Origin of the sequence: Xanthomonas campestris pv. badrii (assembly GCF_012848175.1) — a bacterium.
In the GTDB taxonomy this organism is placed as follows: Bacteria; Pseudomonadota; Gammaproteobacteria; order Xanthomonadales; family Xanthomonadaceae; genus Xanthomonas; species Xanthomonas campestris_C.
Map to the genome: position 1 here is coordinate 1,063,646 of NZ_CP051651.1, position 19,634 is coordinate 1,083,279.

The following is a 19,634-nucleotide window of genomic DNA, read 5'->3' on the forward strand; positions in this document are numbered from 1 at the left end:
GTGCAGCGCACCGCTGCACTTCTTCAACCCGCCAGACGCCGCGGGTTTCGATGTGTCGCCATGACCGGCGTCCCTGGCCCATGCAAACCGCACCAGGCTTCGCGCGTACCCTCATCCGCCCGGTCGGGGCACCTTCTCCCCATAAAGGAGGACAATGCCCGGCGGCAGAAGCAAACACGCGAGTGCCGCTCGACTCAGATCACTGGTGATCAACCGACGTGATCTGTTCAAGGCGAGCAGCACTGCGCCTACAAACGCGACTCACCGCACGTGCCTGCGTCGGCCTACCAGGCAAGCGCGAAAAGCGCAGACGGACCAGAAACTCGCCCTTCCGAATCCCAAATCCCCACTCCCCCAATCCCGGCTACCAAACAACATCCACCCACACCGCATGGTGGTCGCTGCCATCGGCGATCGCCGCCTCCGGCGCGCTGCTCGCCGGCCAGAAGATGCCGCTGCCGACCAGGGTGAACTGGCGCGAGGGCAGCACGTAGTCCAGGCGCATGGTGCCGGCCTGCGGGCCGAAGTCGCCGGTGACCTGGTGCGGGTCGCCGACATGCGCGATGCCTTGCGCGGCGTATTCGGCCGTCTTTTCCGGGCCGCCGGCGCTGCCCGGGGTGGGGTACTGGAGCACGCGCGGGTGATCGATCAGCGCACGGATCGCTTCATGGCGGCCGGCGCCATCGATCGGGTCGTTGTTCAGATCGCCCAGGATGACGAAGCGCGCATCGGCGGGAAGGCCGCCGCAGGCACCTTGGTCGTCGCATAGCCAGCGCCGGCTGTCGGCCGCGTTGTCCAGGTACGCACGCCACAGCGCGAGCTCATCGTGGTTGCGTGCGGCGTTGCGTTTTTCCGCGCCATCGAACACCGGCGGGGTGGGGTGCGACACCAGTGCGTGCACCACGCCCAGCGGCGTGCGCACCGGCACGTCCCAGTGCGATTTGGACGACAACCGCAGCTGCGCCCAGACCGCGTCGCTATAAAACGCGGTGCGCGTGGTCGGGTCGATCGGCCGCAGTGCGCCCGGCAACGTGCTCCACTTCAGCAGCTGGAAACTGCGCACGGCCTGCGTATCGATCGGATACCGCGACAGGACCAGCATGCCGTACTGGCCTGGATGCAGGCCAAAGCCCCAGGCATCGTTGCCGCGGTTGCGGCCATTGCCGCCGACACTGCCGCTGTTGTCCAGATCCAGCCCGCTCGGGACGCCCGTGTTGACCGGCGCCAGATACCGATACGGATAACGCAGCGGCTCGCCGCCCCCCGGCTGTGCCACCTGCAGGTAACGCTGCTGGAACAGATCGGCGGCGCGGTGGTCCGGATCGAAATCGAATTCGTTGAGCAGCACCAGATCCGGGCGCACGCGCTGCAGCACTGCGGCGATCTTGCGCGCATGTGCGCTGTCGCCCTGCAGTTCGGCAATCAAGCCGCCCGCTTGGTCCGAATACAGCGAGGTGTTGTAGGTGGCGATGCGCAGTGGCGCTGCAACAGGCCTGGCAGGCGAGGGGTCGGACGCGGTGGTGGTGGACGGCATGCGATGGGTGCAGGCGGTGCACAGCGCGGTGAGCGCGAGCAGCAGGAGAGGTTTGATCATCGCCGAATTCTCGCATGGCCGATGCGACAGGCCGATGTCGCCGTTTGGCAGCTCACGGGGCTGGCGCGCTGGCGGGCAGCCCACGCCAGTGGCGGCCATCGTAGGCCTCCAGCGCATTGAAGCGGCGCTTGTAGTTCATCTTGGCGTGGCCATCGATCCAGTAGCCCAGATAGACATGCGCCCGTCGCTCGCGCTGTGCCCACTGGATCTGCTGCAGGATCGCGAAGGTCCCCAGGCTGCGTGCAGCCGCATCGGGCGCATAGAACGTGTACACGGCCGACAAGGCATGGTCGGTGACATCGGTGACCGCCACGGCAAGCAAGTCCCCGGGGCCGTGCGCGACAGGTGCCTGGCGGATTTCCAGAAAGCGCCCGTGCGACCAGCCGCCGATCAGGAACTGGTCGAACTCGGTGGCGCCATGCTCGTCCATGCCGCCACCGGGATGCCGGTGCTTGAGGTAGCGCCGGTACAGCGCAAGTTGCTCCTCGGTACGTTCGGCGGCGACCACGCGCACTACCAGGTCCTGGTTGCGCGCCAGGCAGCGGCGTTGGCTGCGATCGGGATGGAACGCATCCACCGCGATGCGCACCGGCACGCAGGCGCGGCAGCGTTCGCAATGCGGGCGGTAGACCAGGTCGCCGGAGCGGCGAAATCCCCATGCCAGGGCCTGCGGGTAGATCGTTCCCAGGCGCGGATCGTGTGGATCCAGCACCAGGTCGCGCGCCTGGCGGTCCGACCAGTAGCCACAGGGATGCTCGCCGGTCTGGAACAGGCGCAGGTCGTCGTGGGTGTCGGCATGGATGGCCATGCGCGCAGGATAGCGCCTGCGCGTCGCAACAGCGGCGACTGTCCGCCGGATGAATACGGCCGATGCGCGCGTCAACGCAAGCGCCAGCGGCTCGTTGATGTGGATGTTGGTGGCAGCGCACGGTGGATCCGGGTGCACCACCCACGCGATGCGGCCCATGCAGGTGCCGCGTGTGGTTCCCACAGATCAGGAGTTTCTCATGACGTCCCGCAAACCCTTTCTTGCCCTGGCCATGCTGGCCGCGCTGTCCACCGGCGCAGTCGTCGCCGCCACCCCGCCGGCATCCGGCGACGCGCCGCGTCCTGCCAAGCTCGACAGCAATGGCGATGGCGTGATCGACCGCAGCGAAGCGGCCGCCAACCCGAAGCTGGCTGCGCAGTTCGATACGCTGGACGCCAACAAGGATGGCAAGCTCTCGCGCGATGAGCGTCCGCATCACCGTGGCCCGGGGCGCGAAGGTCGCCGCGCGTGGCTGGCCAAGTTCGACACCAACAAGGACGGGCGCATCAGCCGCGAGGAGGCCAAGGCCGATCCGAAATTCGCTGCACGCTTCGAGCAGATGGACGTCAACAAGGATGGCTTCATCGATCATGCCGACCGCGAGCTGCGCATGCAGCAGCATCGCGATGCGTGGTTTGCCAAGGCCGATACCGACAAGGACGGCAAGCTGAGCAAGGCCGAATTCGATGCGGCCTCGAAGCTGCGCGGCAAGCACGGCCCGCGTGGTCCGGGCGAGCATGGCGACCACGGCAAGCGTGCGATGCCGGCCAAGCCTGCTGCCGGTAACTGATCGAGGGGCGCGCATGCCCCGTCCGAAGGACACGGCGAGGGCATGCGCTCGCCGTGCACCACGCTCAACGCAAGTGCTAGTGGTAGTCAGCAACACGTAACAAGGCGCCGATCGACCGACGGCCTCCTGCGCGAGCAGGGGGCCGTTTTTTGCTCGCAAGGGCCTGCCACTGATGGTGCAGCAGTGACGCCAGGCCGGCCTTACAGCATTCCCAGTTGCACGTAGTGACGCACGATGGGCAGCATGACCGCTGCCACGCTCGCCAGCATGGCGCCCGGACTGAACATGCAGCGGTACAGCAGCGGTGCCCGCGTGAAATCCAGCGTATCGGCGGTCATCGGCGCACTCCATGTCCTGTTCCCAGCATGACGCATGCCGGCGATGGATGTGACCGAACCGACGACGCCGGGGGCCGGCGCGCCGTCGGCTGGTTGCGTTGCCCTCTCGCCGGCCGCGCTCAGCGCGCCGGCTGGATCCGCACGCGCACTTCGTCGTCTTCTGCTGCCGGTTGGGCGGCGTCATGCGCCGGCGGCTGTTGCGATGCCGGCTGCGCCGCTGGTGCCAATTGTGTCGGTGCGCTGCGATGACGCATCACCACCACCATGGCCACGGCGCCGATGACCAGCAGCAGGACCAGCCGGATCCGCCAGGCCCAACTGCGCGCGCTGGCACTGGAGCCGTTCTCGCCGTCGCGGAAGGTGTACTCCACGTTGGGCAAGTCGCGGCGGGTGGTGTCGAGCAGGCGCGCGTCGCGCAGCAGATCGCGCGCACGCGGCTGGTCGTTGGCATGCACGATCCACACGGTGGGCTGGGCCTGCGCGTTGCTTTGCTCCAGATACCTGAACTGGCCGCCGCGCTTGCCCTGGTAGGAACGGCCATTGCTGATGCGGATCTCGATTCCCGCATCGCGCAACAGATTGGCGACGCCCTCGGCGGTTTCGATACGTTGACTGCTGAAGATCTTGCGCATGGTGGAAGACGCCGTTGGGTCCGGAACAGATGGCGCCGTTGAGGCGCCGGTTCAAGATGCAATATCGGGATGCGGTTGCTGCCGTCCGGTGGCCGCATCGCACGGCACGGGAGCATGCCAGTTTGCAGCCTCTGCAGCGTGCGGGGGAATGTGCTGCGGCGCGTTCAACCAGGGGCCGCAGTGCACTGGGGCGATCGACCGGCGCACCCGGGCCACGCCGCTGTGCTCTACTCCTTGGCCGGCACTGCGCTCGCGCTGCCGTCGGGTAGCACACGGATCAGGCCTTCCTGCGTGGTGCTGGCAACCAATACGCCGTCGCGGGTGAAGAACTGCCCGCGCGCCAGGCCACGCGAGCCTTGCGCGGTGGGGCTGTCCAGCGAGTACAGCAGCCAGTCGTCGGTGCGGAACGGGCGATGGAACCACAACGCATGATCCAGCGAGGCCATCTGCACGTTCGGCGTGTAATAACTGATGCCGTGCGGAAACGTCGAGGTGCCCAGTAACTGGAAGTCCGAGGCATAGGCCAGCAGTGCCTGGTGCAGGCCGACGTCGTCGCCGATGGGGTCGGTCAGGCGCAGCCACATCTGCTGGAATGGCGGGCGCTTGGGCGGCTTGAGTTCGTCGCGCGCAAACACATGACGAAACTCGAACGGCCCGCCGCGCGAGAGCCAGCGTTGCACCTTGGCCGGCAGGCTGGCCAACACCTCCGGCGCCAGGGGGGCGGCCGGTTCGATGTCTTCCGGCGGCGGCACCACCGGCATTGCCGATTGATGTTCGGCGCCGTCTTCGCGCTCCTGGAACGAGGCCGCGCAGAAGAAGATCACCTTGCCGTGCTGGATCGCAGTGACGCGCCGTACCGAAAAACTGCCGCCATCACGGGTGCGATCGACGTCGTAGACGATGGGGTGATCGATATTGCCGGCACGCAGGAAATAGGCATGCAGCGAATGCGCCTGGCGGCCGTTTTCCACCGTGGCCTGCGCCGCCGACAGCGCCTGACCCAATACCTGGCCGCCGAACACGTACTTGGTGCCGATGTCGCGGCTCTGGCCGCGGAACAGGTTGTCTTCCAGGCGCTCCAGCGACAGCAGGCTGATCAGTTCGGAGACCACGGGTTCGGCATTGGCGGACAAGAGGCTGGCCTGGGCGTGCGAAGGAGGGCGATTATACCGAGCCGCCCGCCGGGCACCGTGCCGCGGCTGGCTCAGGCCTTGTGCAGGCGCGCCGCCAGGCCCTGCAATGCAGCCTGGGCGTCGGGCGCGTACCAGCCATCGACGAAGCGCTCCAGCTGGATCAGTTCCGGGGCCAGGGCCGCGCGCAGGTCTGCGCGTGCCACCGCACGCGTGGCCAGCATCGGTTGACGCGGCAGCTGCTGCAGTTCGTGCAGCCAGGCCACTGCGCGCGCGGTGACCAGCTCGCCATCGACCAATTCATCCACCAGGCCGATCTGTACCGCCTGTTCGGCCGGCAGCAGCTGCCCGGCGATCAACAGGCGCTCGGCGCGGTGCGCGCCGACCACGCGGCGCAACAGCCGCTGGATGCCTTCCGGTGCGGCCAGGCCGACCTGCACTTCGTTCAAGCCGATCGCATACGGTCTGGCGGTGTCGGCACTGCGCGCCATGACCCGGTAATCGCAGCACAGTGCCAAAACGCAGCCGCCGGCCGGCGCATGCCCGCCGATCGCCGCCACTACCGGAATGCGGCTGTTTGCCAGCGCCTGCGCGGCCTGGAAGAACGCCGTCCAGCTGGCCAGCAATGCGGCACGGTCGGTGCCATGCGCCAGCAGCTGCGGCACATCCATGCCGCCGGAGAAGATCCGCTCGCTGCCAGACAGCACGATGCCGTCGGCCTCGTCGCCGGCCTGCTGCACCGCAGCGCTCAGGGCCTGGCACAGGGCACTGTCCAGCGCGTTGACCGGCGGGCGCGCCAGACGGATTTCGCGAACTCGGCCATGGTCTAAGATCTGGATGCTCATTCGGGGCTCCTGGAGGTCGGGTCATGATAGACGGCAGTCGAAGCAGGCGGCACCTGCGTGCGCGTGTGCTGCTCGGTGCGGTGGTAATGCTGGGCAGTGCGGGTGTCGCAGCGCAGTGCCTGCCGGAGTTCAGCCAGGGCTGGATCCGCATTCCGCCGCCCGGTGGCATGGGGATGGCGGCCGGCTTCGGGCAGTTCCACAACGGCTGCGCGCAGCCGCTGAAGGTCACCGCGGTCAGCAGCAGTGCGTTTGCCGATGTGTCCCTGCACGAAACCACGCAACGCAATGGCGTCAGCCGCATGCGCACGGTGCCCGAGCTGGCGTTGCCGGCCGGTGGGACGGTGCCCTTGGCGCCGGGTGGCCTGCACCTGATGCTGATGGAGGCCCGCGCGCCCTTGCAGGAAGGCGCGCAGGTGCCGGTGACGTTCACCTTGCAGGATGGTCGCCAGATCAAGGCAACGCTTCAGGCCCGCAAGCGCGCGCCGGGGTCGTAAGGTCGCAGCATCGGCGCTGCGTGCCGTTCCCGGGCAGTGGGCGCTCGCGCTGTCTGCGCGCTTGGCCAGCGCAGCCATGGACGGGCGAACCAAGACGATGCGGCTGGGCATGACGCCGACGTGCAATGCCGGTGGCAACGCCACCGAAGCGGCATAAAAAACGGCGGCTCCCGGGAGAGCCGCCGTCGTTGTCACGGTCCTGCAGGTTGGCTGCGCGGCGTCGGCTCAGCTGCTGGCGATGCGTACCGCGTCCGGGAGTGCAGCGCTCTTGCCGGTCTGCGTGTCGATCCACACCACCACGACATTGCCATCCGAATACAGCTTGCTGTCGTCCTTCTGGTCGAAGATGCGGTGGCCGATGGTCACGCTGCTGGTGCCCAGGCGCTCGACGAACAGCTCCACGGTGATGTCGTTCGGCCAGATCAGCGGTTGCTTGTAGTTGACGTTGGTGGCGGCCACCACCGGGGCGATGCGATCGGTCATCGATACGCCTTGCACGCCCAGCATCCAGCGCACGCGCGCCTCTTCCAGGTAGGAAATGTACTTGGCGTTGTTGACGTGGCCCATGCTGTCCATGTCGCGCCAGCGCACGCTGATCGGGATGCGTGCCAGAACCTTGTGTTCGCTCATCAGCTTGCCTTCTTCTTCGCAGTCTTCTTGGTGGCGGATTTGGCGGCCTTGGCCACCTTCTCCGGTTTGACCTTGCGCGGCGGGCGCGCGTCGGGCTTGTTGGCCGTGGCGGCAGGGCGCGTCTCGCGCGCCTTCACCGACGGCAGCATCTTGGCCAGGAACTGCCCGGTGTAGGACGTCGGTTCGGCGGCCACCTCTTCCGGGGTGCCGCACACCAGGATGGTGCCGCCACGGTGGCCACCTTCCGGGCCCAGGTCCACGATCCAGTCGGCGGTCTTGATCACGTCCAGATTGTGTTCGATCACCACTACCGTGTTGCCCTCGTCGCGCAGCTTGTGCAGCACGCCGAGCAAGGCCTCGATATCGTGGAAGTGCAGGCCGGTGGTCGGCTCGTCGAGGATGTACAGGGTGCGCCCGGTATCGCGACGCGACAGCTCCTTGGACAATTTGACGCGCTGCGCCTCGCCGCCGGACAAGGTGGTCGCGCTCTGGCCCAGCTTGATATAGCTCAGGCCCACGTCCACCAGCGTTTCCAGCTTGCGCGCGATCGACGGCACCGGCTCGAACAGCTGCAGCGCGTCTTCCACGGTCATCTGCAGCACATCGCTGATGTTGAAGCCCTTGTAGCGGATCTCCAGCGTCTCGCGGTTATAGCGCTTGCCGTGGCAGACATCGCAGGGCACATACACATCCGGCAGGAAGTGCATCTCCACCTTGATCATGCCGTCGCCCTGGCAGGCCTCGCAGCGGCCGCCACGCACGTTGAAGCTGAAACGCCCGGGCGAATAGCCGCGCGCGCGCGCTTCGGGCACCTGTGCGAACAGCTCGCGCAGCGGGGTGAACATGCCCGTGTAGGTCGCCGGGTTGGAGCGCGGTGTGCGGCCGATCGGCGACTGGTCGATGTCCACCACCTTGTCGAACAGGTCCAGATTTTCGACGTCGCGATGCGGTGCCACCGTGTGCGAGGCGCCATTGATCTCGTTGGCGGCCAGTGAGAACAGGGTGTCGTTGATCAGCGTGGACTTGCCCGACCCGGACACGCCGGTGATGCAGGTCAGCAGCCCGGCCGGAATGTCCAGATCGACGTTCTTGAGGTTGTTGCCGGTCGCTCCGCGCAGATGCAGCATCATCTTCGGGTTGGGCTTGTGGCGCTGCTTGGGGATCTCGATACGGCGCTTGCCCGACAGGTATTGCCCGGTCAGCGAGCGCGGCGATTCCAGGATGTCCTGCAGCGTGCCTTGCGCGCAGATCTCGCCGCCATGCACGCCGGCACCTGGGCCAATGTCCAGCACATGGTCGGCCAGGCGGATCGCGTCTTCGTCGTGCTCGACCACGATCACGGTGTTGCCTAAATCGCGCAACCGCGTCAGCGTTCCGAGCAGGCGCTCGTTGTCGCGCTGGTGCAGGCCGATCGATGGTTCGTCCAGCACGTACATCACCCCGACCAGGCCGGCACCGATCTGGCTGGCCAGACGGATGCGCTGTGCCTCGCCGCCGGACAAGGTATCGGCCTTGCGCTCCAGGGTGAGGTAATCCAGGCCTACGTCGACCAGGAAGCCAAGCCGCTCGGCAATCTCCTTGACGATCTTGGCCGCGATCTCGCCGCGCCAGCCCGGCAGCGACAGACCACGGAAAAAGCTCAAGGCCTCGTTGACCGGCAGCACCACCAGCTCGGGCAGTGGGCGATCGGCCACGAACACATTGCGTGCGGCACGATTCAGGCGCGTACCGTTGCAGGCCGGGCAGGGCTGCTGGCTGACGTACTTGGTCAGTTCCTCGCGCACGGCTGGCGACTCGGTTTCGCGGTAGCGCCGTTCCAGGTTCGGCAGGATGCCTTCGAAGCGGTGCTTGCGCGTGGTGCGCCCGCCCGCATCGGTGAAGTAGGTGAAGTTGATGACCTCATCGCCGCTGCCGAACAGCACCGCCTGGCGCACCTTGGACGGCAGCGTGTTCCACACCGCATCCACGTCGAACTTGTAGTGCTTGGCCAGTGAGGCGATCAGCTGGAAGTAGTAGGCATTGCGCCGGTCCCAGCCGCGCACGGCGCCGGCCGACAGCGACAGCTCCGGATGCACCACCACCCGCTCCGGGTCGAAGAATTCGGCCACGCCCAGGCCGTCGCAGCTCGGGCAGGCGCCCACCGGCGCGTTGAACGAAAACAGCCGCGGTTCCAGCTCCGGCAGCGAGTAATCGCACACCGGGCAGCTGTACTTGGACGAGAACAGATGCGGAGCTGCGGCCGGGTCGTCCAGCGACTGCACCGCCACCATGCCTTCGCCCAGCTTGAGCGCGGTCTCGAAACTTTCTGCCAGGCGCTGCTTGATGTCCTCGCGCGGGCGGAAGCGGTCGATCACCGCCTCGATGGTGTGCTTCTGGCGCAGTGCCAGCGGCGGCACCGCATCGATTTCATACAGCTCGCCGTCCACGCGCACGCGCACGAAGCCCTGCGCGCGCAGCTGTTCGAACACCTGCGCATGCTCGCCCTTGCGGTCGCGGATCACCGGCGCCAGCAGCATGTAGCGCTGCTCCTGGTCCTGGGTGAGCATGTGGTCGACCATCTGGCTGACGGTCTGCGCCTCCAGCGGGAAGCCGTGGTCCGGGCAACGCGGCTGGCCCACGCGTGCGTACAGCAGGCGCAGGTAGTCGTAGATCTCGGTGATGGTGCCGACGGTGGAGCGTGGGTTGTGGGAAGTCGATTTCTGTTCGATCGAAATCGCCGGGGACAGGCCTTCGATGTGGTCCAGGTCCGGCTTTTCCATCACGCTCAGGAACTGGCGCGCATACGCCGACAGCGACTCGACGTAGCGGCGCTGGCCTTCTGCATAGATGGTGTCGAACGCCAACGACGACTTGCCCGAGCCGGACAGGCCGGTGATCACGATCAGTTTGTCGCGGGGCAGGTCGAGGTCGATGTTCTTGAGGTTGTGCGTCCGCGCGCCGCGGATGCGGATGAAATCCATCGCCATGGGGGATCCGATGTCGGGCCGGCGAACCGGCGGTGGTGCGAGCGTGCTCAGCAGGAATGAGTGGCAGTCGATCAGCCTACCCGCCGACCTAGGTGAGGGCAATTGCCCCAAATGCCAGTCTGCCGGGGCCGTTGTGGCGGCCGGATGATGCGTTCCACGGCCCGATTCGCGCATGGCCCGGCCCGGCTACATGCGGGTTGACCCGAAACCCGCCAAGCCAGTAAAATCCCGCTCCTGTCTGCCCCATGGGCAAGTCAGGCGACCATAATAACTACAGAGGAACACCTGGTCATGTACGCAGTTCTGGTAACCGGCGGTAAGCAATACCGCGTCGCGCAGGGCGAAACGCTCCGCGTGGAAAAGCTCGAAGTCGAGGCAGGCAACGAGATCAAGTTCGACACCATCCTGATGCTGGGCGATAGCGATGGCATCAAGCTGGGCGATGCGCTGAAGGGCGCCTCGGTCACCGCCAAGGTCGTTGCCCATGGCCGCGCCGACAAGGTGCGCATCATCAAGTTCCGTCGCCGCAAGCACCACATGAAGCGTCAGGGACACCGTCAGCACTACACCGAAATCGAGATCACCGGCATTGCCGGTGGCGACAAGAAGTAAGGAGAACCAGTCATGGCACATAAAAAGGGCGTAGGTTCCTCGCGCAACGGTCGCGATTCCAACCCGAAGTACCTGGGCGTGAAGATGTTCGGCGGCCAGGTCATCGAGGCTGGCAACATCATCGTGCGTCAGCGCGGCACCCAGTTCCATCCGGGCGCCGGCGTCGGCCTGGGTCGTGACCACACGCTGTTTGCGCTGGTTGACGGCAAGGTGGAGTTCTCCACCAAGGGCCCGAAGAAGCGTCGTACCGTCAGCGTGGTTGCCGAGGCGTAATCGCCCGCTCCATGCAGGCCAGTTCGTCAGGCATCGCTGCCCGGCGAACGAGACGGAAAGCCCCGCTTTTGCGGGGTTTTCCGTTTGAGAATCGGGAATGGGGAACAGGGAATCGGAAAAGCGGTTCTGCACCCCGACCGGATTCTGCAGCCATGCCGGCGAGCAGTCTTGCTGGCAGGAGGCGGTCATTCGGTGTGCCGATTCCCTATTCCCCATTCTCCATTCCCGGTTGTCATCCCATGAAATTAGTCGACGAAGCAGAAATCCTGGTCACCGCCGGTAATGGCGGCAATGGCTGTGTCGGCTTTCGCCGCGAGAAGTTCATTCCGCTGGGTGGGCCGGACGGTGGCGATGGTGGTGCCGGTGGCAGCGTGTGGATCGTGGCCGACGAGAACGTCAACACCCTGGTCGACTTCCGCCATGAGCGCACCTTCAAGGCGCAGCGCGGCGAGAACGGCATGGGCCGCCAGGCCTACGGCAAGGGCGGCGAGGATCGCGTCATCGTGGTGCCGGTCGGCACCGTGGTGATCAATGTGCAGACCGACGAAGTGATCGGCGACCTGATCCAGCACGGCGATCGCCTGCTTGTGGCCAAGGGCGGCAAGGGTGGTCTGGGCAATATGCATTTCAAGAGCTCGGTCAACCGCGCGCCGCGCCAGTCCACCACCGGCGAGGAAGGCGAGGAGCGGCTGCTCAAGCTCGAACTCAAGCTGCTGGCCGACGTGGGCCTGCTCGGCTTTCCCAATGCCGGCAAGAGCACGCTGATCCGCGCGGTCTCGGCGGCAACGCCGAAGGTGGCCGACTATCCGTTCACCACCCTCTACCCGAATCTGGGCGTGGTCAGCGTCGAGGCCCATCGCAGCTTCGTCATTGCCGACGTGCCGGGCCTGATCGAGGGCGCCGCCGACGGTGCCGGCCTGGGTACGCAGTTCCTGCGCCACCTGCAGCGCACCCGCCTGCTGCTGCACTTGGTGGATATGGCCCCAATGGATGGTGGTGTGGACGGTGTGTCGCCGGCCGACCAGGTGCGCACGCTCGAGCGCGAGCTCGAACGGCATGATCCGGAGTTGTTGAAGAAGCCGCGTTGGCTGGTGCTCAACAAGGCCGACCTGATGTTCGAGGACGAGGCGCGTGCCGCTGCCGAGGCCATCGTGGCCGAGCTGGGCTGGACGGCGCCCTGGTACCTGGTCTCGGCGCTGGGCCGCGACGGAACCTTCCCGATCATGAAGGACGTGATGGCGTTCTTCGACCGCCAGCGCGAGGACGAGCTCGAGGCACGCAATGCAGGTTGAGTGCGCATACGCACACACAAAAAACCCGGCCGAGGCCGGGTTTTTCTGTGCCACCGGAAGCCAGGCGTCCGGCGACGTCGCAACCGATCGCTTACGCGGCCTTGATGGCCTTGATGCGCGCGGTCAGGCGGCTCTTGTGACGGGCAGCCTTGTTCTTGTGAATCAGGCCGCGGGCGCTGAAACGGTCGAGGATCGGCTGTGCAACGGCGAAAGCAGCTTCGGCGCCTGCGGCATCGTTGGCGTCAAGGGCCTTGATCACCTTCTTGACGGCGGTGCGCAGCATCGAGCGCTGACCGGTGTTGCGCTCATTGCGCACAATGGTCTGCTTGGCGCGCTTCTTGGCGGACTTGATATTGGCCACGGTGGTGGGTTCCTGAAAAATCGGTATGGTGGAAAAAGCAAGCGCGAAAGTATGATGGACCCGGATATGTACGTCAAGTCAGTTGTCAAGAGGGATCGTCGATGAGCACACCCCGCATGGTGAGGGGCCTGCTCTCGTTCAGCAGTATGACCATGGTGTCGCGGGTGTTGGGGCTGGTGCGCGACCAGGTCATCACCACGACCTTCGGCAGCAATGCGGTGACCGACGCGTTCTGGGTGGCTTTCCGGGTTCCCAATTTCCTGCGGCGGCTATTTGCCGAAGGCTCCTTCGCCACCGCCTTCGTGCCGGTGTTTACCGAGGTCAAGGAAACCCGCCCGCATGCCGAACTGCGCGAGCTGATGGCGCGCGTGGCCGGGACCCTCGGCGGAGTGCTGCTGCTGGTCACCGCGCTGGCGCTGATCTTTGCCCCGCAGCTGGCCACGCTGTTCTCCAGCGGGGTGGACACCGATCCGGCCAAGCATGGCCTGCTGGTGGACCTGTTCCGTCTGACCTTCCCGTTCCTGTTGTTCGTCTCGCTGACCGCGCTGGCGGGCGGGGCGCTGAACAGCTTCCAGAAGTTCGCCATGCCGGCGCTGACCCCGGTGATCCTCAACCTGTGCATGATCGCCGGGGCGGTGTGGCTGGCTCCGCGGCTTGGCGGGACACCGGAAAGGCAGATCCTCGCGCTGGGCTGGGCGGTGCTGGCCGCGGGCATGCTGCAGTTGTTGTTCCAGCTGCCTTCGCTGGAAGGCATCAATCTGTTGACCCTGCCACGCTGGGGTTGGCGACATCCGGGTGTGCGCAAGGTGCTGACCCTGATGGTGCCGACCCTGTTCGGCTCCTCGGTGGCGCAGATCAACCTGCTGCTGGACACCGTGATCGCCGCCAAGCTGACCGACGGCTCGCAGTCGTGGTTGTCGCTGGCCGACCGGTTCCTGGAATTGCCGCTGGGTGTCTTTGGCGTGGCGCTGGGCACGGTGATCCTGCCGGCGCTGGCGCGCCATCACGTCAAGACCGACCGCGCCGCGTTTTCCAGTGCGCTGGACTGGGGCTTCCGGACCACCTTGCTGATCGCAATGCCGGCGATGCTGGGGTTGTTGTTGCTGGCCGAGCCGCTGGTGGCAACGTTGTTCCAGTATCACAAGTTCACCGCCTTCGACACCCGCATGACGGCGTTGTCGGTGTACGGGCTGAGCTTCGGCCTGCCGGCCTACGCGATGCTCAAGGTGGTGCTGCCGGCGTTCTATGCGCGCCAGGACACCCGCACCCCGGTGCGCGCCGGCGTGGCGGCGCTGGTGGCCAATATGGTGTTCAACTTTGCGATCCTGGCGGTGCTGTACCACCTCATGGTGCCGCCCGAGCTCAAGGCGCAGGGCGTGATGCAGGCGCTGGGCAAGCAGCCCGGGCTGCATCTGGCGCTGGGCATTGCCAGTGCGCTGTCGAGTTATCTCAACCTGGGGCTACTGTGGTACTGGTTGGGCAAGTCCGGCGTGTATCAGCGCCGGCCGGGCTGGGGCGGCTATGTGATGCGTCTGCTGCTGGCGTGTGCGGCCATGGTGGCGGTGCTGTTGGGCCTGCTGTGGTGGCTGCCGTCATTCACCGGGATGGACAAGTGGCAGCGGATCGGCTGGCTGGCGGTGCTGGTCGGCAGTGGCGGGCTGACCTACCTGGCAGCGCAGCTGGCGCTGGGTCTGCGGCCGCGCCACCTGCGCGAGAGCTGAGTCTGGATGTCTGGTCCCTTCCCCCGCGCGCGGGGGAAGGTGCCCGAAGGGCGTCGCCGGCTCAACCAACGACGGCACCCTGCCTTTTCATCGCGATCAGATGTCCCTTCCCCCGCACGCGGGGGGAGGTGCCCGAAGGGCGTCGCCGGCTCAACCAACGACGGCACCCTGCCTTCTTCATCGCGATCAGATGTCCCTTCCCCCGCACGCGGGGGAAGGTGCCCGAAGGGCGGATGGGGGTAGGCCGCACCGGCGGCGGGCTTGGCCTGGTATCGCTAAGCGCTTGCGTGATCGGTGCGGGCGATGTGGCTTGACAGGCACGGCTATACTTACAAGTTATGCATCAGCGAGGGTCGGCCGCCAGGCCGGCATCTGTTTGGATCGAGGAATGAGCAGGCTGTTTAGAGACGTCGAGGGCGGGACGCTGTTCCCGCACGGAAGCGTGGTCTGCATCGGCGCCTTCGATGGCCTGCACCTGGGGCATCGGGCATTGGTGCAGCACGCGGTTGACCGCGCGCGCACGCTCGGCGTGCCGGCGGTGGCGTTGAGCTTCGAGCCATTGCCGCGCGAGTTCTTCGCCCCGGCCGCGCCACCGCCGCGGCTGACCCTGGCACGCGCCAAGATCGAAGGGCTGCTCGGCTTCGGCGCCGATAGCGTGGGCCTGATCCGTTTCGATGGCCGCTTGTCTGCGATGCCTGCCGAGGACTTCGTGCGCCTGGCACTGGTTGGCCGGCTCTGCGCCCGCGAGGTTTGGATCGGCCCGGAGTTCCGTTTTGGCCATCGCCGTGGCGGCGACATCGCCTTGCTGCGCAGCCTGGGCGACCAGCACGGATTTGCAGCCGGGGAGATCGCGCCGGTGCATCTGCATGGCGAGCGCATTTCCGCCACGCGCATCCGGGAGTTGTTGGTGGCGGGCGAGTTTGCGCATGCCGCCGATCTGCTCGGCCGCCCGTATGCCATCGGAGGACGGGTGGTGCGTGGCAAGCAGCTGGGGCGCACGCTGGGGTATCCCACTGCGAACCTGCGGTTTTCGCGCACGCCGGCGCTGTCGGGCATCTATGCCACATGGGTGCACGGCGTGGCCGCGCAGCCATGGCCATCGGTGTCCAGCTTCGGCACACGGCCGACCGTGGCTGGCGTGGAGCCGCTGCTGGAGGCGCACCTGTTCGATTTTCAGGGTGACCTGTACGGCCGGCACCTGGAGGTCGAATTCGTCGCCAAGCTGCGCGACGAGGAAAAGTTCGATGGCCTTCAGGCGCTGACCGTGCAGATGCATCGCGATGCCGAACAGGCGCGCGCGGTGCTTGCTACGCGTCCTTCGCGATTGCCTGCCGCCGACCAGGACGTCGCCCGTTCCGATGGTTCTTTCATGGATGGTCGACGGGGTAGTCCTTCGCAGCGTGCCTCAGATGCGGATGCCGTCGACGCGACGCCTTTGCAAAATCCCCGTACTTCACCTCATGCAGCGCAACGGTAGATTCCTGTGACCCAAGACTACAAAGCCACTCTTCATCTGCCTGCGACGGACTTTCCGATGCGCGGCGACCTGCCCAAGCGCGAGCCGGCGATGCTGGACCGCTGGGAGCGCGAGGGGCTGTATGCGCAGCTGCGCGCCAACGCGGCAGGGCGCCCGCTGTTCGTGCTGCACGATGGCCCGCCGTATGCCAACGGCCAGATCCACCTTGGCCATGCGGTCAACAAGATCCTCAAGGACATCATCGTCAAGTCGAAGTATCTGGCTGGCTTCGATGCGCCATTTATCCCGGGCTGGGACTGCCACGGCCTGCCGATCGAAATCGCCATCGAAAAGAAGTACGGCAAGGTCGGCGTCAAGCTCGATGCCGCGCAGTTCCGCCAGAAATGCCGCGAATACGCGAGCGAGCAGATCGATCTGCAGCGGCGCGATTTCAAGCGCCTGGGCGTGGTCGGCGACTGGGACAACCCGTACAAGACGCTGGATTTCCGCTTCGAGGCCAACGAGCTGCGTGCGCTGGCAAAGATCGTCGACAACGGCCACCTCACCCGTGGCGTGAAGCCGGTGCACTGGTGCTTCGACTGCGGTTCGGCGCTGGCCGAGGCCGAGATCGAATACGCCGACAAGCTGTCGCCGACGGTGGATATCGCCTATCCGGCCCGTGACCCGGCGGCGATGTCTGCTGCCTTCGGCGCCAGCTTGCCGGCCGGCGTGGGCGTGGCGGTGCCGATCTGGACCACCACGCCGTGGACGCTGCCGGCGTCGCTGGCGGTGAGCCTGGGCGCGGACCTGGACTACGTGCTGGTCGAAGGCCCTGCCGATCGCGGCCAGCCGCGCTGGCTGGTGGTGGCCGAGGCGCTGGCGGCCAAGGCGCTGGCCCGTTACGGCGTGGACGAGGTCGTGGTGCATGGCCATGCCAAGGGTGCGGCGCTGGAGCAGATGCTGCTGGCGCACCCGTTCTATGCCGAGCGCGAGATCCCGCTGCTGCTGGGCGACCACGTATCGGCCGAGGACGGTACCGGCGCCGTGCACACCGCGCCTGGCCATGGCCAGGAGGACTACCAGGTGTCCAGGCAGTACGGCCTGCTGGAGCGCTATGGCGCCGCGCAGATCAACCCGGTGGACGGCCGCGGCGTGTACCTGCCGTCGACGCCGCCGCTGGGCGACACCGTGCTGGCGGGGCTGCATATCTGGAAGGCCAACGAGATCATCATCGAGGCGTTGCGTCCTGCCGGTGTGGTGCTGGCGGCCAGCAAGATGGAGCACAGCTACCCGCATTGCTGGCGCCACAAGACGCCGATCGCCTTCCGCGCCACGCCGCAGTGGTTCTTCTCGATGGAGAAGGCCGGTTTGCGCGCCGATGCGCTCAAGGCCATCGAGCAGGTGACCTGGTACCCGGCCTGGGGCCAGGCGCGCATCGCCGGCATGGTGGAAGGCCGCCCGGACTGGACCATCTCGCGCCAGCGCACCTGGGGCGTGCCGATCGCGCTGTTCGTGCATCGCGAAACCGGCGAGCCGCATCCGCGCAGCACCGAGTTGCTGCGGCAGGTGGCCGATCGGGTGGAGCAGGGCGGCGTGGACGTGTGGTACACGCTGGATGCGGTCGAGCTGCTGGGCGAGGAGGCCGCCGACTACGACAAGATCACCGACATCCTGGATGTGTGGTTCGACTCGGGCGTGACGCACGAGGCGGTGCTGGTAGACCGTGGCCTGCCCAAGCCTGCCGACCTGTACCTGGAAGGCTCGGATCAGCATCGCGGCTGGTTCCAGTCCTCGCTGCTGACCGGCGTGGCGATGGACAAGGTGGCGCCGTACAAGCAATGCCTCACCCATGGTTTCACCGTGGATGAGCATGGCCGCAAGATGTCCAAGTCGCTGGGTAACGGCATCGAGCCGCAGGACATCATGAAGACCCTGGGTGCGGACATCCTGCGCCTGTGGATCGCCTCGGCCGACTACAGCAACGAGATGTCGCTGTCGCAGGAGATCCTCAAGCGGAATGCCGACGCCTACCGCCGCCTGCGCAATACCGCGCGCTTCCTGCTCGGCAACCTGCATGGTTTCGACCCACGGCAGCATCTGGTGGCGCTGGACGACATGGTGCTGCTGGACCGCTGGATCGTGCATCGCGCGCACGAGCTGCAGGAAAAGATCGTGGCCGCCTACGCGCGCTACGACTTCGCCGAGATCGTGCAGGCGCTGCTGAATTTCTGCAGCGTGGACCTGGGCTCGCTGTACCTGGATGTCACCAAGGACCGTCTGTACACGATGGGCGAGGATTCGCGCGGCCGGCGTTCGGCGCAGAGCGCGATGTATCACGTGGCCGAGGCGTTCGTGCGCTGGGTCGCGCCGGTGCTGAGCTTCACCGCCGACGAGCTATGGGCCTATCTGCCGGGCGAGCATGCCGGCAACGTGCTGTTCGCCACCTGGTATGACGGCCTGGCGCCGCTGCCGGCCGATGCGGCCTTGACCAGTGCCGATGTCGACAAGTTGCTGGCCCTGCGCGAGCAGGTCGCCAAGGTGCTGGAACCGATGCGTGCAAACGGCGCGATCGGCGCGGCACTGGAAGCGGAAATCACCGTGGCTGCCGATGCGCAGACCGCCGCGCGCTGGCAGCCGCTGAGCCAGGAACTGCGCTTTTTGTTCATCAGTGGCGATGTCACCGTGACCGCGGCCAGCACCGACGACATCTTCGTCAGTGCGCAGCCGACCGCCAAGGCCAAGTGCGTGCGCTGCTGGCACCACCAGGCCAGCGTGGGCAGCGACCCGCGGCATCCGGAGCTGTGCAGCCGCTGCGTCAGCAACATCGAAGGCCCTGGCGAGGACCGTCGCTGGTTCTGATGTCTTGACTCCTTTTCCCGCAAGCGGGAGTCCCTTTCAATACCCTTCTCCCGCAAGCGGGAGTCCCTTTCAATATCCTTCTCCCGCAAGCGGGAGTCCGTTTCAATACCCTTCTCCCCGCAAGCGGGAGTCCCTTTCAATATCCTTCTCCCGCAAGCGGGAGTCCGTTTCAATACCCTTCTCCCGCAAGCGGGAGAAGGTGGCGCGCAGCGCCGGATGAGGGCCACACCGGCGCATCCGGCGCCGCTTGCCGATTTGCCCGTTGGGCAGCTTCTTCCGAGCCCGGGGGTAGCAACAGCCAAGGTGATTCCATGACCGCACGACCCAAACCCTCCGCCCTGATCTGGCTGCTGCTGTCCGTCGCCGTGGTCGGGCTGGACCAGTGGAGCAAGGCCTGGGTGCTGTCCAGCCTGCCTGAATACACTCCGGTGCCGGTCATCGAGGGGTTCTGGAACTGGTACCGCACCTACAACACCGGCGCGGCCTTCAGTTTTCTGAGCGATGCCGGTGGCTGGCAGCTGTGGTTCTTCACTGCCCTGGCGGTGGGCATCAGCGGTCTGCTGGCATTCTGGCTGTCGCGCACCGCGCGCGGGGACTGGCGCAGCGCCCTGCCGTACGCGCTGGTGATCGGCGGGGCGATCGGTAACGTGATCGACCGCCTGATGCATGGCCACGTGGTCGATTTCATCCAGTGGTACATCGGCAGCCATACCTGGCCGTCCTTCAATATTGCCGATTCGGCGATCGTGGGCGGCGCCATCGGGATCGCAGTGTTCGGTCTGTTCGACGGCAAGCGCAGCCGAAAAGCGGGATAATCCTGCTTCCAAGCCGTG

General features: G+C 66.3%; 18 protein-coding genes. 9 read left to right on the forward strand and 9 right to left on the reverse strand.

Annotated features, from left to right (window positions below; all coding sequences use genetic code 11):
• Nucleotides 1-364: 364 nt before the first annotated feature.
• Both HG421_RS04595 and HG421_RS04600 read right to left on the reverse strand, forming a co-directional pair.
• Nucleotides 365-1,693 (reverse strand): endonuclease/exonuclease/phosphatase family protein, encoded by a 1,329-nt coding sequence (locus HG421_RS04595; RefSeq protein WP_169705409.1) that lies wholly within the window; start codon nucleotides 1,691-1,693, stop codon nucleotides 365-367.
• On the reverse strand, nucleotides 1,647-2,561 hold the full coding sequence (locus HG421_RS04600) for an arginyltransferase (RefSeq protein ID WP_169705410.1): 915 nt from the start codon (nucleotides 2,559-2,561) through the stop codon (nucleotides 1,647-1,649). The genes HG421_RS04595 and HG421_RS04600 overlap by 47 nt, the downstream gene beginning before the upstream one ends.
• Between HG421_RS04600 and HG421_RS04605 the strand changes: the two genes are divergently transcribed.
• Nucleotides 2,452-3,192 (forward strand): EF-hand domain-containing protein, encoded by a 741-nt coding sequence (locus HG421_RS04605; RefSeq protein WP_211161782.1) that lies wholly within the window; start codon nucleotides 2,452-2,454, stop codon nucleotides 3,190-3,192. The genes HG421_RS04600 and HG421_RS04605 overlap by 110 nt on opposite strands.
• A 200-nt stretch (nucleotides 3,193-3,392) precedes the next feature.
• On the opposite strand, the gene HG421_RS04610 is transcribed toward HG421_RS04605, so the two are convergent.
• The 4 genes from HG421_RS04610 to HG421_RS04625 form a co-directional block, all read right to left on the reverse strand.
• Nucleotides 3,393-3,530 carry a hypothetical protein gene (locus HG421_RS04610; RefSeq protein WP_168968097.1) on the reverse strand — a complete coding sequence of 46 codons (138 nt, stop codon included), beginning with the start codon at nucleotides 3,528-3,530 and terminating at the stop codon, nucleotides 3,393-3,395.
• A 119-nt stretch (nucleotides 3,531-3,649) separates the two neighbouring features.
• The gene (locus HG421_RS04615; protein ID WP_169705412.1) at nucleotides 3,650-4,162 is read right to left on the reverse strand and encodes a putative signal transducing protein; all 513 of its coding nucleotides are present in this window, start codon (nucleotides 4,160-4,162) and stop codon (nucleotides 3,650-3,652) included.
• 227 nt (nucleotides 4,163-4,389) lie between these two features.
• Nucleotides 4,390-5,295, reverse strand: coding sequence for an acyl-CoA thioesterase II (gene tesB / locus HG421_RS04620; protein ID WP_169705413.1), 906 nt, complete (start codon nucleotides 5,293-5,295; stop codon nucleotides 4,390-4,392).
• 71 nt (nucleotides 5,296-5,366) lie between these two features.
• Nucleotides 5,367-6,137 (reverse strand): enoyl-CoA hydratase/isomerase family protein, encoded by a 771-nt coding sequence (locus HG421_RS04625; RefSeq protein WP_169705414.1) that lies wholly within the window; start codon nucleotides 6,135-6,137, stop codon nucleotides 5,367-5,369.
• Nucleotides 6,138-6,223: 86 nt separating this feature from the next.
• On the opposite strand from HG421_RS04625, the gene HG421_RS04630 reads away from it, so the two are divergent.
• Nucleotides 6,224-6,631: a copper chaperone PCu(A)C gene (locus tag HG421_RS04630; RefSeq protein ID WP_425533293.1), complete on the forward strand. Its 408-nt coding sequence runs from the start codon at nucleotides 6,224-6,226 to the stop codon at nucleotides 6,629-6,631.
• A 225-nt stretch (nucleotides 6,632-6,856) separates the two neighbouring features.
• On the opposite strand, the gene HG421_RS04635 is transcribed toward HG421_RS04630, so the two are convergent.
• Entirely contained in the window at nucleotides 6,857-7,261 is a 405-nt protein-coding gene (locus tag HG421_RS04635) for an acyl-CoA thioesterase (protein WP_064509628.1), read from the reverse strand.
• Nucleotides 7,261-10,227, reverse strand: coding sequence for an excinuclease ABC subunit UvrA (gene uvrA / locus HG421_RS04640; protein WP_169705415.1), 2,967 nt, complete (start codon nucleotides 10,225-10,227; stop codon nucleotides 7,261-7,263). Before uvrA ends, HG421_RS04635 begins: the two co-directional genes overlap by 1 nt.
• 291 nt (nucleotides 10,228-10,518) lie before the next feature.
• On the opposite strand from uvrA, the gene rplU reads away from it, so the two are divergent.
• From rplU to obgE, 3 genes are all read left to right on the forward strand, one after another.
• Entirely contained in the window at nucleotides 10,519-10,839 is a 321-nt protein-coding gene (gene rplU / locus HG421_RS04645; protein WP_003484328.1) for a 50S ribosomal protein L21, read from the forward strand.
• A 12-nt stretch (nucleotides 10,840-10,851) separates the two neighbouring features.
• Complete coding sequence (rpmA, locus tag HG421_RS04650) at nucleotides 10,852-11,112, forward strand: 50S ribosomal protein L27 (RefSeq protein WP_104584306.1); 261 nt, start codon at nucleotides 10,852-10,854, stop codon at nucleotides 11,110-11,112.
• Between the two features lie 239 nt (nucleotides 11,113-11,351).
• The gene (obgE, locus tag HG421_RS04655; RefSeq protein WP_169705416.1) at nucleotides 11,352-12,404 is read left to right on the forward strand and encodes a GTPase ObgE; all 1,053 of its coding nucleotides are present in this window, start codon (nucleotides 11,352-11,354) and stop codon (nucleotides 12,402-12,404) included.
• 91 nt (nucleotides 12,405-12,495) lie between these two features.
• Here the strand turns inward: obgE and rpsT are convergent, their stop codons facing one another.
• Nucleotides 12,496-12,765, reverse strand: a complete 270-nt coding sequence (gene rpsT / locus HG421_RS04660) for a 30S ribosomal protein S20 (RefSeq protein ID WP_003484323.1) — start codon at nucleotides 12,763-12,765, stop codon at nucleotides 12,496-12,498.
• 116 nt (nucleotides 12,766-12,881) lie between these two features.
• Here rpsT and murJ point away from each other — a divergent pair, with 116 nt between their 5' ends.
• The 4 genes from murJ (at nucleotide 12,882) to lspA (ending at nucleotide 19,616) form a co-directional block, all read left to right on the forward strand.
• Nucleotides 12,882-14,486 (forward strand): murein biosynthesis integral membrane protein MurJ, encoded by a 1,605-nt coding sequence (gene murJ / locus HG421_RS04665; protein WP_211161821.1) that lies wholly within the window; start codon nucleotides 12,882-12,884, stop codon nucleotides 14,484-14,486.
• Between the two features lie 388 nt (nucleotides 14,487-14,874).
• On the forward strand, nucleotides 14,875-15,963 hold the full coding sequence (locus tag HG421_RS04670) for a bifunctional riboflavin kinase/FAD synthetase (protein WP_169705418.1): 1,089 nt from the start codon (nucleotides 14,875-14,877) through the stop codon (nucleotides 15,961-15,963).
• A 6-nt stretch (nucleotides 15,964-15,969) separates the two neighbouring features.
• Nucleotides 15,970-18,801: an isoleucine--tRNA ligase gene (ileS, locus tag HG421_RS04675; RefSeq protein WP_169705419.1), complete on the forward strand. Its 2,832-nt coding sequence runs from the start codon at nucleotides 15,970-15,972 to the stop codon at nucleotides 18,799-18,801.
• A 311-nt stretch (nucleotides 18,802-19,112) separates the two neighbouring features.
• Nucleotides 19,113-19,616: a signal peptidase II gene (gene lspA, locus HG421_RS04680; protein ID WP_169705420.1), complete on the forward strand. Its 504-nt coding sequence runs from the start codon at nucleotides 19,113-19,115 to the stop codon at nucleotides 19,614-19,616.
• Nucleotides 19,617-19,634 lie beyond the last annotated feature (18 nt).